Annotated in this window: 10 protein-coding genes and 1 tRNA gene; 5 read left to right on the top strand and 6 right to left on the bottom strand. The window is 42.9% G+C overall.

Annotation, left to right across the window (positions count from 1 at the left end):
• Positions 1 to 187 precede the first annotated feature (187 nt).
• The 3 genes from ACSBL2_RS16195 (at position 188) to ACSBL2_RS16185 (ending at position 4,772) form a co-directional block, all read left to right on the top strand.
• Entirely contained in the window at positions 188 to 1,438 is a 1,251-nt protein-coding gene (locus ACSBL2_RS16195; protein ID WP_442587587.1) for a pectate lyase family protein, read from the top strand.
• Between the two features lie 113 nt (positions 1,439 to 1,551).
• Complete coding sequence (locus ACSBL2_RS16190) at positions 1,552 to 3,699, top strand: hypothetical protein (RefSeq protein WP_442587586.1); 2,148 nt, start codon at positions 1,552 to 1,554, stop codon at positions 3,697 to 3,699.
• 41 nt (positions 3,700 to 3,740) lie between these two features.
• Positions 3,741 to 4,772: a GntR family transcriptional regulator gene (locus ACSBL2_RS16185; protein WP_442587585.1), complete on the top strand. Its 1,032-nt coding sequence runs from the start codon at positions 3,741 to 3,743 to the stop codon at positions 4,770 to 4,772.
• Positions 4,773 to 4,899: 127 nt separating this feature from the next.
• Here the strand turns inward: ACSBL2_RS16185 and ilvD are convergent, their stop codons facing one another.
• From ilvD to ACSBL2_RS16170, 3 genes are all read right to left on the bottom strand, one after another.
• Positions 4,900 to 6,588 (bottom strand): dihydroxy-acid dehydratase, encoded by a 1,689-nt coding sequence (ilvD, locus tag ACSBL2_RS16180; protein WP_442587584.1) that lies wholly within the window; start codon positions 6,586 to 6,588, stop codon positions 4,900 to 4,902.
• A gap of 37 nt (positions 6,589 to 6,625) precedes the next feature.
• Complete coding sequence (locus ACSBL2_RS16175) at positions 6,626 to 7,165, bottom strand: Crp/Fnr family transcriptional regulator (RefSeq protein ID WP_442587583.1); 540 nt, start codon at positions 7,163 to 7,165, stop codon at positions 6,626 to 6,628.
• 392 nt (positions 7,166 to 7,557) lie between these two features.
• Positions 7,558 to 7,803, bottom strand: a complete 246-nt coding sequence (locus ACSBL2_RS16170) for a hypothetical protein (RefSeq protein WP_442587582.1) — start codon at positions 7,801 to 7,803, stop codon at positions 7,558 to 7,560.
• A gap of 396 nt (positions 7,804 to 8,199) precedes the next feature.
• Here ACSBL2_RS16170 and ACSBL2_RS16165 point away from each other — a divergent pair, with 396 nt between their 5' ends.
• Positions 8,200 to 9,735, top strand: coding sequence for an IS1182 family transposase (locus ACSBL2_RS16165; protein WP_442587581.1), 1,536 nt, complete (start codon positions 8,200 to 8,202; stop codon positions 9,733 to 9,735).
• 137 nt (positions 9,736 to 9,872) lie between these two features.
• On the opposite strand, the gene ACSBL2_RS16160 is transcribed toward ACSBL2_RS16165, so the two are convergent.
• From ACSBL2_RS16160 to ACSBL2_RS16150, 3 genes are all read right to left on the bottom strand, one after another.
• Positions 9,873 to 9,946, bottom strand: a tRNA-Asp gene (locus ACSBL2_RS16160).
• Positions 9,947 to 10,601: 655 nt separating this feature from the next.
• Positions 10,602 to 11,255: an NAD(P)-dependent oxidoreductase gene (locus ACSBL2_RS16155; protein WP_442587580.1), complete on the bottom strand. Its 654-nt coding sequence runs from the start codon at positions 11,253 to 11,255 to the stop codon at positions 10,602 to 10,604.
• Between the two features lie 120 nt (positions 11,256 to 11,375).
• Positions 11,376 to 11,780, bottom strand: a complete 405-nt coding sequence (locus ACSBL2_RS16150) for an Rrf2 family transcriptional regulator (protein ID WP_442587579.1) — start codon at positions 11,778 to 11,780, stop codon at positions 11,376 to 11,378.
• 271 nt (positions 11,781 to 12,051) lie between these two features.
• Between ACSBL2_RS16150 and ACSBL2_RS16145 the strand changes: the two genes are divergently transcribed.
• On the top strand, positions 12,052 to 13,077 hold the full coding sequence (locus ACSBL2_RS16145) for a LacI family DNA-binding transcriptional regulator (RefSeq protein WP_442587578.1): 1,026 nt from the start codon (positions 12,052 to 12,054) through the stop codon (positions 13,075 to 13,077).
• Position 13,078: the final 1 nt, after the last annotated feature.

Below are 13,078 nucleotides of genomic sequence, written 5' to 3'. Positions count from 1 at the left end.
AACCAAATATATTATCCTGATTTGAGCGCGTCTTCCTTAAGGAGTATTGCTGAATTTTATTGATCATGTAACCTGGGTATACATGCGATGAAGCTGAATGGTGGAGTAGTATTGCTCTTCCGGTCATTGAGCTGTAATTCATCTGTTCTCTGCAATGTGGATAGTGACGATCTGTTAATTCAACATTATGTTACGTATATTCATTGTTGCCTTTCTGTTTGCCGGTATTACCTTTAAGGCCGGTGCCCAGCAACTGGCTTTTCCCGGTGCACAAGGTTTCGGACGTTTTGCAACCGGGGGACGGGGCGGGACGGTAGTTCATGTCGTTAACCTGAATGATTCCGGTCCGGGTTCTTTCAGAGATGCTGTAAGTCAGCCAGGGAGAACAATAGTTTTTGATGTTTCCGGAGTGATCCGTATATCGGATAAGGTATTGGTTGCGCCAAGGATTACTATTGCAGGGCAGACTGCCCCTGGTTCCGGGATTACCATTTATGGCAATGGTGTTTCCTTTTCTGACAGCACAATTGTGCGTTATATCCGTTTCCGGGGAAGTATAAACATGTCCAAAGGTACCTGTACGGTGATTGCAGATCATCTTCGGGATATCATTTTCGACCATGTTTCCATAACGTGGGGACGCTGGGATAACCTGCATATCAAACAGAGTAAGAATGTAACGCTTCAGTATTGCCTGATTGCGGAAGGAATAGATCCCCAGCGTTTCGGGGCACTGCTGGAGGTGCCGGTGGATGTCACGATTTATCGTAGTCTTTTTACGGGAAATCAAAGCCGGAATCCCAAAGCTAAAGCCCGCATAGAATTTATTAATAATGTGATTTACAACTGGGGTAAAAGCGGGTTTGTCGGCGGACATTCCAGTGCAGACCATTTTCAGGATCTCGCAGGCAATTACTTTATTGCCGGACCATCTTCTACTCCCGATTTCCTGAGCATGTTTACGGCTACCGATCATGTGTATCATAAGGGCAATTATGCTGATCTGAATAAAGATGGGAAGCTCAACGGTCGAATGGTCACCGATGCAGATTTTCGAAAAGAAAAGGCTACACTGCTGGCTGAACCAACACTTCTTGCCAAAAGTAAAACACCCGTTATTCCTGCTGCCGAGGCTTGTAAAATTGTGTTGAAAGAAGCAGGAGCAGCAATGGTACGCGATGCAGTGGACCAAAGGATTGTCGGTTATTACAAAAGTATGGGGAAACGGGGACAGATATTTAAAACGGAAGCAGATGCCGGTGGACAGCCAGAGATAAAAGCGAAGTTTTCTGCGCCTAAAGACACCGATCATGACGGAATACCTGATCGATGGGAAGTCAGACACAAGCTGAATGCCAATGATTCCACTGACGGGAATGTGATCAGTGATTCGGGATACACCCATCTGGAAAATTATATCAACAGCCTGATTAAATAAAGAGAGATAAAAAGCAAATATTTACTGATGAAACCCTCATAAGCCTACCGCTTACAAACAGCAATGAATAGGCATGTGATCGCTTCATCACCTTTAAAAAAAAATATATCCTGATGAAAACATTAATGATAAAAAGATACAAAGCCGTTACGCTCGTTTTGGTCATGTTATTCCCCTTCCTGGTACACGGTCAAATTGATCGTCAGGCATTGGTTCAGCGGCATATAGTGAAGGTGAACAGGCTGGATCCCTTATCCTCACTTTCTGTAGGAAATGGTAAGTTCGCCTTTACTGTTGATGTCACGGGATTACAAACTTTTCCGGAAGCGTATGATAAAGGAGTCCCTTTAGGAACACAGTCAGAATGGGGATGGGATACTTTCAAAGATACGGCGGGCTACAGGATTGAGGAATCTTATCGTGGTGTGGAGCAATTCGGACGGAAAGTACCTTATTCCGTACAGGTCAATACTTCTAAGCGCAGTAAAGATGCCGTAGACTGGTACAGGCAAAATGTTCACCGTTTGCAGCTGGGTAGCGTGGGACTGGAGTTAAGATCTTCCAAAGGAAATTTAGCAAAGGCAGGAGATCTTAAAAATATCAGACAGCAACTCGACCCATGGACAGGGCTGATCAGCAGTTCCTTCACATTTGAAGGTACATTGGTGGAAGTCCTTACTGTTGCACACCAGCATGATGATTTGATTTCTGCTCAGATCAAGTCGCCCCTGATCGCTCAGGGCCGCTTAAAAGTCAGGTTACGGTTCTCCTATCCAACGGGTACCTGGAGTGACTCGGGTGACAACTGGAAAAATCCTGAAAAGCACCATTCATCGATTGTCAGTAAAAGTGATAAACAGGCGGTGATCAAACATCAGTTGGATTCAGCAGCATATTTCACCTCTTTTTCCTGGCAGCAGGGGGGAGTGATCAGCTCCAGGTCAGCGCATCATTTCACGATCAGCCCGGATCGTAAATCCGGTACTTTTGCCTTTACCTGTCTTTTTAGTCAGGAGCAAAGTAAAACTACCCTCCCCTTATTTTCAGAAGTACAGGAAAACAGCGTTCAGGAATGGAAAGCGTTTTGGCTGGGTGGTGCGGCAATAGACTTCAGTGATTGTACAGACTCCCGGGCGAAGGAGCTGGAGCGGCGGATCATTTTGTCGCAATACCTCACAAAAATTCAGTGTTCGGGTAACTTTCCTCCGCAGGAAACAGGTTTAACTTACAACAGTTGGTTTGGGAAACCCCATCTGGAGATGCACTGGTGGCATAGTTTTCATTTCGCCTTATGGGGAAGACCTGAAATCCTGTCGAAAAGTACAAACTGGTATTTTAAGGTGAAGGGAAATGCTGCTAAGATTGCAGCCAGACAGGGCTTTGAGGGGGTACGCTGGCAAAAGATGACTGATCATAACGGCAATGAAAGCCCTTCCTCCGTAGGAGCAATGCTGATCTGGCAACAGCCTCACCTGATCACCTTTACAGAACTGTTATACCGTGCCCATCCCGATAAGGATACCTTGGAAAAGTATAAAGACCTGGTGTTTGCTACGGCAGATTTTATGGCATCCTTTGCACAGTACAATGACAGGACGAAACATTATGTATTGGGTCCAGGTCTGATTCCTGCACAGGAACGTTTTAAAGCGGCCGAAACCTTTAATCCGACTTATGAGCTGGCCTATTGGGAATGGGGATTGCGCACCGCACAGCAATGGCGCAACAGGCTGGGGCTCGCAGCAGATAAAAAATGGGCGGATGTATTGGCGAATTTATCTCCCTTGCCGAAACAGAATGGTGTTTATCTGGCCACAGAAAGTGCAACAGATTCGTATACCAATCCTGAATATAAAACAGACCATCCTTCCGTGCTGGGGACTTATGGAATGTTGCCGGAAACCAGTTTACTGGATACAGCAGTCATGAAGAAAACATTCAGACTGGTGTGGGATACCTGGACCTGGAGTGATACCTGGGGATGGGATTTTCCGATGACGGCAATGGCTGCAGCCCGGTTAGGGATGCCTGAACGGGCCGTAGATGCACTGATGATGAATATCCGTACCAATACGTATCTCGCCAGCGGACACAACTACCAGGATGGCAGGCTGCGGATTTATTTACCAGGGAATGGCGGTTTACTTACCGCAGTAGCCATGATGTGCGCAGGCTGGGATGGAAATACTGCTGAAACTCCTGGCTTTCCAAAAGATGGAAAGTGGAAGGTGAAGTGGGAAGGCCTGAAAAAAATGATGTAATGAACGATTAGGTAAGAAGATATAAAAATAATTACGATAAGATGAGACTGATTAATTCTTTCAAACACATGTGCATTGATGAATGCTCTGCCACACCAAAATATATTCAGTTAACCAATTATATTATATCTGCCATAGAGGCGGGTTCATTTCATAAAAATGATATACTACCGTCTATCTGTGACATCAGCAGTGCGCTGGAAATCTCCAGGGATACAGCAGAAAAAGCGTATAAAAATCTGAAACGGGCAGGTGTCCTTAAATCGGTACCCGGAAAAGGTTTTTACGTGAGCAACAGTGAGTGCAGGCAGACCTTAAAAGTGTGTCTGTTGTTTAACAAGTTCAGTACGTATAAAAAGATAGTGTATGATGAGTTTGTGAAGACTCTTGGAACTGATGTGCCAGCCGATCTGTTTATTTACCACAATGATTTATCCGTTTTTGAGAATTTCCTGAGCGACAAGCTGGATCAGTATTCGCATTTTGTAATCCTTCCGCATTTCATAGAAGGAGGGGAAAGGGCATGTGAAATCATCAATTCGATTCCCAGTCACAAGCTGGTTATTTTGGATAACAAATTACCGGGAATTCATGGGGGCTGTGCGGCAGTTTATGAAGATTTTGAGAATAATATCTTTAAATCACTGGAAATGGCAGTGGAAGAGCTCAATAAGTACCATACGCTGAAGCTTATTTTTCCGGTGCACAGTTATTATCCGAGGGAAATTATCAAGGGATTTTTAAAATTCTGTCAGCAGTATGGATTTATGGGGCGCGTGTTTCATAACGTAGCCACCGAACCTGTGATGGAGGGAGAAGCGTATATCAATCTGAGGGAAGAAGACCTGGTCGCTATTATTGAGCGTATGGAGTCATTAAATCTGATTCCCGGAAAACAACTTGGGATTATCTCTTATAATGAAACACCCATGAAAAAGTATATTTTGAAAGGCATTACGACGATTTCCACGAATTTTAGCCTGATGGGCAGTCTTGCCGCACAACTGATCCTGAAAAATTCCCAGGAACATATTGAGGTGCCTTTTAGTTTAACCTTACGGAATTCATTGTAATGAGGACTGTAAATCGAAAATCCTGTCTACATCGGATGAACAGGATTTTCGATTTTTTCTTTAAAATTTGCAGACCCGCAACTGTTGTTTAACAGCTCGTAAATAAGACTTGTTATTTTAAAGGGGATTACAGATCTGTTCTCAGTACAGCGCCGTTACTGGCATTCGTTACCAATGCCCTGTATTGACCAAGCCACCTGGATGTTAAGGTTTTTTTCAGCGGAACAAATGCAGCTTTTCTTCGGGCAATCTCCTCATCTTCCAGATTTACGGATAAAATGTAGTTGTCCACATCGATATGAATTTCATCACCATCTTTGAGCAATCCGATCATTCCTCCTTCGGCAGCTTCCGGTGAGACGTGTCCGATGGATGCACCACGCGTGGCTCCACTGAATCTGCCGTCTGTGATAAGAGCAACGGCATTTCCCAGCCCCATCCCCATGATCAAGCTTGTCGGTGTTAACATCTCCTGCATACCTGGTCCGCCTTTTGGGCCTTCATACCGGATGACTACAACATCACCAGCTTTGACATTCCCCATCAGGATGCCTGCAATCGCTTCGGGCTGCCCATCAAAACATACGGCCTTGCCGGTAATGACCCTGTCGCCAGTAATTCCCGCTGTTTTAATCACAGCTCCTTCTTCAGCCAGGTTCCCATACAAAATTGCCAGTCCCCCGACAGGACTATATGGATTATCTATTGTGCGGATGATATTTTCATCTTTGATTTCTGCATCGGCAATTTTCTCCAGTAAGGTTTCTCCATTGATCGTCAGGTTATTTGCCAGGACATGCTGACCTCTTTTTGTCATCTCCTTCATCACGGCATTCACGCCCCCGGCTTTGTTGATATCTTCCATGTGAACCGTTGTCAGACTAGGAGAGATCTTGGCAATATGTGCAACGTTTCTGGAGATTTCATTGATGTCTTTCAGCTGGAAATCGACCCCGGCCTCATTGGCAATGGCCAGCATGTGCAGGACCGTATTGGTACTTCCGCCCATCGCCATGTCCACGGCAAAAGCGTTTCTTACTGCATTTTCATTTAGAATGTTTTTTAGTTTAAAAGTTTCCCTTGCCGCACTGTCCTTTGCAATGTCGCAGATTCTCCGGGCAGCTTGTCTGTACAGTGCTTCACGTTCGCTAGTCTGCGCCAGGATGGTTCCGTTTCCAGGCAGTGCGATTCCCATTGCTTCCATCAGGGTATTCATCGAGTTAGCGGTGAACATCCCGGAACAGCTTCCTCCGCTCGGACAGGCGTTACACTCAATGTCAAGGAGTTCTTCATCACTGATTTTTCCGGCTTCATGTTTACCTACAGCCTCAAATGCCGTTGCCAGATCGATCGGAGTGCCGTCTTTCTTATACCCTTTTGCCATTGGACCGCCACTGACAAAGATAGTGGGGACATTTACCCTGAGTGCCCCCATAATCATACCCGGTACAATTTTATCACAGTTTGGAATGGCGATCATTGCATCAAGTTTGTGGGCATTCATTACACTTTCTATAGAGCTGGCAATGAGTTCCCTGCTGGGCAGGGAGTACAGCATTCCATCGTGTCCCATTGCAATGCCATCGTCGACACCTATGGTATTGAATTCAAAAGGTACACAGCCGTTAGCCCTGATTTCTTCTTTGATAATTTCAGCTACTTTGTTCAGGAAAAAGTGTCCCGGTATAATCTCAATGAATGAATTCGCCACACCGATAAATGGTTTGTCAAAATCTTCGTCTTTTAATCCGGTGGCCCTGAACAATGAACGGTGTGGTGTTCTTTGGTGCCCTTTTTTTACTTCGTCACTTCTCATCTTAAAAAATTATATGGGTTGAGCAGCATCGGCAGTACTATATCTGCGATTTTAATCTGCTGAGTGTTTCTGGTGATATATTCAGGTAAGCTGCGAGATTTGAATTCGATAATCTCTGGATCAGCTCAGGATTGTTTTTTAACAAACTGCGGTAGCGTTCAGTTGCATTTTGAGTAAGGAGGGTACTTAATCTGGAGGTGATCACGGTTAATCCGTATTCGAGAATATAGATGTACATTTTATCCCATTCCGGAATGGTTTCTCTCAAACGAAAAAAATCATCATGGGAGATCACCAGAAGTTCCGAGGCCTCCACGGCTTGTATATACTCCGGAGCAGGTTCCCTGGAAATGAAACTGATGACAGAAGTTAAAAAGGTATGCTCAAATGCCATAAAGCGTGTCGCTACACTATGGTCATCATTGCTGTAATACAATCGCAGGCAACCTTTATGGATAAAGAACAGCCGGTTAGCCACTCCGCCCTGCAGCAATAAATGCTCGTTTTTCTTTACCTTAAGCGGTTTGAAGCAGGAAATTACCCTTTCCAGTCGCTCTTCATCTAAAGCCGTTTTCATTCGTATTAAATCCGCAAGCGCCCTTATCATTCTTATATTATAGTGCTTAAACTTCAAAGTTGCAGTAAATTCATTTAAAAAACATTGACCAAGGTCAAAATCGAAAAATCCCCTTGTTTTCATTCATGGTGTAAAACCAAAAGGACATGCTGGTCTACCAGAAATGCAGTAGCAATTGCGGTGATTGAGCTGTCATATCTGGGATAAGTATATAGCTGGTACTATATTGATCTTTTCAGTAAGTAGGAATGCTGATTGTAAATGACTCATGAATGAATCAACGCATGATGCGAAAATCAACACTCATCCTGCAACATTTGGCATTGATTCGCGAAAAACTGAATATTTGGGGTGGGGGCGATAAATCAAAAAGCCTTAAGTTATTCATAGAATCAGGCTAGCTCTCTCAATACACTTTCCTTGGAATCTTCCTGGTTCTGTGAAATGAGGAATTTCTTTCCATTCGGATACTCATGGATAAAGAAGTTAGGTTGGATACACAGTTTATTCCTATATACGAAAGGCTTCTGCAGATCGACGGTCAATTGAATAACCTCATTTAATGCACTCTTCAGACGTGATTCGCGCTCCGATTTGGATAACTCAAATATGAGCCGATGTTTTTTATTAGTGGCCATAATATTGAACTGATATTTATTCAAATATACAACATTACCGTCGATTAAACTTGATCAGCAACTGTTATGCCCCCAGATCACATAATTTTTATTACCCTGGTCTGAAATATGTTAAGGAGCGGAATTGTCTTGAGGGAAGCAAATAAATCTTTATGTTCAGGTTCTCTAAAATTTACGCTTAAATTTATAACCTCCCTCAAGAGTTCCGCTTGATCCTTGATCCGGAATATGGGGCTCGAACCCAAAAACAAAAAAGAGGCTGTATCATAAATCATGATCAGCCTCTTTTTTTATTTATAGCTTCTGTCTCTGCTTATTTTTTATAACATTTTTTCGCAGCGCTATTGACTCAATTATTTGATTTTCATATATTTAATGTATTAAAACACACTAGATATGGCAATCAGAGAACCCGTATTTAAGCCCTATAACCAACAGCAGATTCTTGCCATCCCGCCCACTCTTGATGAATTAATTCCTGATTCCCATCCTGTTAGAGTTGTAAATGAGGTGATTAATAAGATTAGTATAGAACCTCTTCTAAAAGCCTACCACATTAAAGGCAGTTCCAGCTATCATCCCCAACTTTTGCTTAAAGTTCTGGTTTATGGTTATCTCACCAATATCTATTCGAGCCGTAAGCTGGCTGCCGCTTGCCGTGAAAGCATCTACTTTATGTGGCTGAGCTCCATGAGCTACCCAGATCACAATACCATCAACCGTTTCCGGGGTGTACGCCTGAAACATGCCCTTCGCAGTGTATTTGAGGATGTGGTAAAACTACTTGCCGCTGAAGGCTTATTAAGCATTGAGGAAATCAATACCGACGGGACTAAGATCGAAGCTAGTGCCAACAGGTACACTTTTGTCTGGAAGAAATCCATTCAGACCAATAAGGAAAAAATGAAAAAGCAGCTGACCCACATTTGGGAATATGCGCAACAGGTGGCCAGTGATGAAGACAAGATGCCTGAGCCGCCTGATTTTAAACAGATTGATAGTGAGAAGGTAAAGCAAGCTGTAGAGCAGCTGAATGAAAAGCTTGCCGGGCGGAAAGATATAGACAAGAAAGTGAAGGATAAGCTAAATTATGTAACTAAAAATTATCCGCAGAATATAGCCAGATATGAAGCTCAGGAGGCTATTTTGGGCGAGAGAAACAGTTATAGCAAGACAGATACAGATGCTACTTTCATGCGGATGAAAGAAGACCACATGAAAAACGGACAGCTGAAGCCCGGCTATAATGTACAGATATCTACCTCTAACCAGTTTATCGTCAATTACACGATACATCCCAACCCAACCGACACGACTACCCTGAAGATCCACCTGGAACAACACGTAAGCAGCTTTGGAAAAGCACCAAAGAAACTTACAGCAGATGCAGGCTATGGTTCTGAGGAAAACTACCAACTGCTGGAAGATCAGAAAGTTGAGGCTTTTGTGAAATATGGCATGTTCGATAAACAGCAGAAGGGTAAGTACAACAGCAAATCTCCTTTTGGGGCAGACAAGCTTTTTTATAACCAGCAGCAGGATTGTTATATCTGCCCAATGGGCCAGCAAATGCTGTCAATCGGGTCTTACACAAAAAAGACGACAACAGGCTTTAAGCAAACCCTTAAAAGATACCAGGCAAGGAATTGTGAAAACTGTCCTATGAGAGCAGTTTGCCATAAATCAAAAGAGAACCGCATCATTGAAATCAATGAAAACCTGAACAGGCTTAAGCAAAACGCATTCGAAAAGCTGAACAGCGAAGAAGGAATACAGCGGCGAAAGAAACGATGTTATGATGTAGAACCTGTCTTCGGAAATATCAAACAGAACCACGGGTTCCGCCGCTTTAGGCTCCGTGGAAAGGAAAAAGTGGCCATCGAATGGGGCTTACTCGCAATTGCACAAAATATCAGAAAAAAAGCAGCCTAAAAGAGCTGTTTCATTGACCTTTTTCAAAATCAGATGACTAAAATGCAAATGAACGCGTTGGTGTCCAGAGATGGTACAAAACTTATTAAAATAAAAAAGGCTGCATCATCTAATTTGATACAGCCTCTTTTTATTTGCGGACCGGACGGGACTCGAACCCGCGACCTCCGCCGTGACAGGGCGGCATTCTAACCAGCTGAACTACCGGTCCGTTTCTCCCTTGCGGGGCTGCAAAGATAGAAAACAAAAAATCAAATGCAAATCTATTTTACAGTTTCTGAAATTTATTTTTTGTCGGAAATATTATCGGTAATAGGGGGCTAGGAGGCTGTTTAAAGATTTTTCAAAAGGAGAGGTGTTACCTGGTTAAATGAGCGATATCTGAGGTATTAATCTTAAAGGCCTCATCATCAACTATTATTCTTCGCATAATTTTTACATTCCGTAACAAAATTTGGCATTCCATAAAACATATTGATCACAAATAATAGTAAGCATGGTCATTTCTTATGATATGATAAGATTTGATATTTGTGTATGACATAAATTTGTTGTGTTCAGGAAGAGTTTCTTCGTCAGGCAAACAGATTCATCAATGGTATTAAGAACAGTAGAAATGAGAAAGCGCTTTTATTTTATCAGGGATAGTTTTATTGGGTATATAATATCACTGCATTTCAAATTGTATTAATTTATGAAGATGGGATATTCTTGTGCAGTAATTTGAGTGGTTTTAATTTAGTGTGTATTGAGGTATTGTCCTGTCAGAGTGGGTTGAACAGTTATGAAACAGAAAAGTTCCGTTGTAATGACGGAACTTTTCTGTTTTAATTACCTGCTGATAAATCCTTCAGTGGTTATTACGCTTAATAAGCAGCGGTAAAACGTGCTTTAATGTGTTGAGGATTTTCGAGTTCGTCTATGATCACTAAAGCCAGATCTTCTACTGATAAAATGCTTCTTCCTTCCTCGTTAAATACCGGAGTGTCTAATCCTGTGCGGTACACACCGGTACGTACACCGGAAGTACCCTGGTGCATCTCAAATGCAGGACTAAAAAATGTCCAGTCCAATTCCGTTTCTTCTTTGACGATGTTGTGGTAATCGCGTGCAGCAGATGCACCTGGTTTAATGGCTGCCGGGAAATCAGGCGTGTCTACAGCTTGTAACCCTGGAGCAACTTCTAAACTTCCTGCACCACCAATGATAATATATCTTTTCACTCCTGCAGCTTTAGTTCCTGCCTGAATAGATTTGGAACCTTTTAAGAACTCTTCATAGATATCAGGATTGCTCCAACCCGGATTATAAGCGCTGATCACTGCATCCGCACCTTTTACAGCCGCGGTTACCTGGTCAGTATCCAGAATATCGGCCTTTACCACTTTCAGCTGATCATTTGCCAAAGTGATGTTTTCAGGATTTCTTACAATTGCTGTAACCTGGTGACCTCTGTCTAATGCTTCTTTTAAAATTGCTGTGCCTACAAATCCTGAGGCTCCGATTAATGCTATTTTCATGTTTTTATAATTTTAATTGTATTTGTGAGGGTGATGTCTTTAGCTGTTCTTTTTAGAGAATGTTGGATGAACCAATATGATTTAAAATTGTTGATGTTCTGTTTGCCTATCTGATTTGGGTTAAAACCGGGAGACGAAATCCTGAAGGGTCTGTTTTTCCAGATCCCGCAGCATAGATCGCTCTGCTTCCGCATAAAGATGGTCCAGGTGCCCATTGATCTGTCGGCCAATGGTACAGGCTGGATTCGGATTGTTATACTTTCCAAGCAATTGCGAAGATTTTACCGCCTGATAGATTTCTGAAAGAAGAATCTTTTCTGCGGGACGTGCCAGGTAGGAGCCGCCGCCATTGCCTTCTTTACTGGCGACAAAGCCCATCTTCCTTAAATAACTGATTTCCTTTCTAACCAGTGCGGGATTCAGGTTGATGCTGCCTGCTATATATTCTGAAGATAATCTTTCCCCCTTGCTATAGGCCAACAGGGAGAGAATATGTATCGCAGTGGCAAATTTTACGTTATTCATCTGTAATAATAAATGTTACAGTACAAAGGTAGGAATTGATGTCATAAAGTGAAATTCAATTTGTCTGTCTGTTGTAAAAATGATTTTGCCAGTAAAGTCTGTCACTGCAACAGGGTATGGAAGATAAATTTGATTGTTGTCACATATTCGTGATTAATGTTTGTTTAATGAAAACGTTTTCATACATTCGTTTTATCATACAGAAGCTATTTTAAGTGAATCTGCGATTTATTATTGCAAAGCTTTTCATAGTGCTGTTCTAACTCCAAATATGAAACAAAATCAGCAGCACAATACGATACTGGATTTAGCCGCCGCATTAAATTTGTCCCCGGCTACGGTTTCCAGGGCGCTGAATAACAATTCCAATGTAAGAGAAGAAACCCGGAAAAGGGTGCTGGAAATGGCAGGGAAGCTCGGTTACCGGAAAAATACGATGGCCGCAGGATTGAGGAATAACAGGACGAATACCGTTGGTTTGATTGTTCCGAAAATTTCCATGTATTTTCATGCCGCTGCAGTAACGGTGATACAAAACCTGTTGCATGCAGAGGGATATAATTTAATCATTGGCCAGTCAAATGACGACCTGCTGATGGAAAAAGACCTGGCAGAAACCATGTTTTCCTCCAGGGTGGATGCACTTATTGTTTCCTGTACCTTGCAGACCCAGGATTTTAGTCATTTTGACATTTTCGCAGACCACCACATTCCTATCTTATTTTATGACCGTGTACCGCCGGTAAGCTATGGTGCCTGTACCATTAAGGGAGATGACTTCAGGGGAGGTTATCTTGCCGGTAAACATCTGGCAGAAACAGGATGTAAGAAGATTGCCCTGATTTCAGGTCCCTTAACTTCCAATTTATACCAGGACAGATCGGCCGGTTTCCTAAGTGCACTAAAGCAATTTGCACTCCCCGTTTATGAGGAGCTGATTTATCATCAGCCACTGACCTCCGAACATACGATCAGTGCCATGCGGAAGATGTTCAGAGGGAAAAATAAACCGGATGCCCTGTTTGTGACAAGTGACAGGAATGCTGTTACGGCAATGGGCTTTGCGAAAGAAAATGGAATTTCAGTGCCTGACGATTTAAGGATAGTGGGGTATTCCAATGATCCTGTGACGGCAATTATCAGTCCTTCGATTACGACTATTGAGCAATTTCCTGCAGTACTGGGCGACAGACTGGTTAAAGCATTGATGGAAATGTTGAAACAAAAGGAAGAAGGGGGGAGTCTCCCTGAGCCGATTATCACCCCTGTGGAATTGATCCGCAGAATATCTGCCTGAT

Origin of the sequence: Pedobacter sp. AW31-3R (assembly GCF_052180285.1) — a bacterium.
GTDB lineage: Bacteria > Bacteroidota > Bacteroidia > Sphingobacteriales > Sphingobacteriaceae > Pedobacter.
Note: the sequence above shows the minus strand (reverse complement) of the source record. Positions and strands in the feature narration are given on the sequence as shown.

Bases quoted from the DNA above. Each gene is read 5' to 3' on its own strand.
- ACSBL2_RS16170 (WP_442587582.1), bottom strand. From the start codon at position 7,803: ATGGCCACTAATAAAAAACATCGGCTCATATTTGAGTTATCCAAATCG.
- ilvD (WP_442587584.1), bottom strand. From the start codon at position 6,588: ATGAGAAGTGACGAAGTAAAAAAAGGGCACCAAAGAACACCACACCGT.
- ACSBL2_RS16175 (WP_442587583.1), bottom strand. From the start codon at position 7,165: ATGAAAACGGCTTTAGATGAAGAGCGACTGGAAAGGGTAATTTCCTGC.
- ACSBL2_RS16195 (WP_442587587.1), top strand. From the start codon at position 188: ATGTTACGTATATTCATTGTTGCCTTTCTGTTTGCCGGTATTACCTTT.
- ACSBL2_RS16185 (WP_442587585.1), top strand. From the start codon at position 3,741: ATGAGACTGATTAATTCTTTCAAACACATGTGCATTGATGAATGCTCT.
- ACSBL2_RS16165 (WP_442587581.1), top strand. From the start codon at position 8,200: ATGGCAATCAGAGAACCCGTATTTAAGCCCTATAACCAACAGCAGATT.
- ACSBL2_RS16150 (WP_442587579.1), bottom strand. From the start codon at position 11,780: ATGAATAACGTAAAATTTGCCACTGCGATACATATTCTCTCCCTGTTG.
- ACSBL2_RS16155 (WP_442587580.1), bottom strand. From the start codon at position 11,255: ATGAAAATAGCATTAATCGGAGCCTCAGGATTTGTAGGCACAGCAATT.
- ACSBL2_RS16190 (WP_442587586.1), top strand. From the start codon at position 1,552: ATGAAAACATTAATGATAAAAAGATACAAAGCCGTTACGCTCGTTTTG.
- ACSBL2_RS16145 (WP_442587578.1), top strand. From the start codon at position 12,052: ATGAAACAAAATCAGCAGCACAATACGATACTGGATTTAGCCGCCGCA.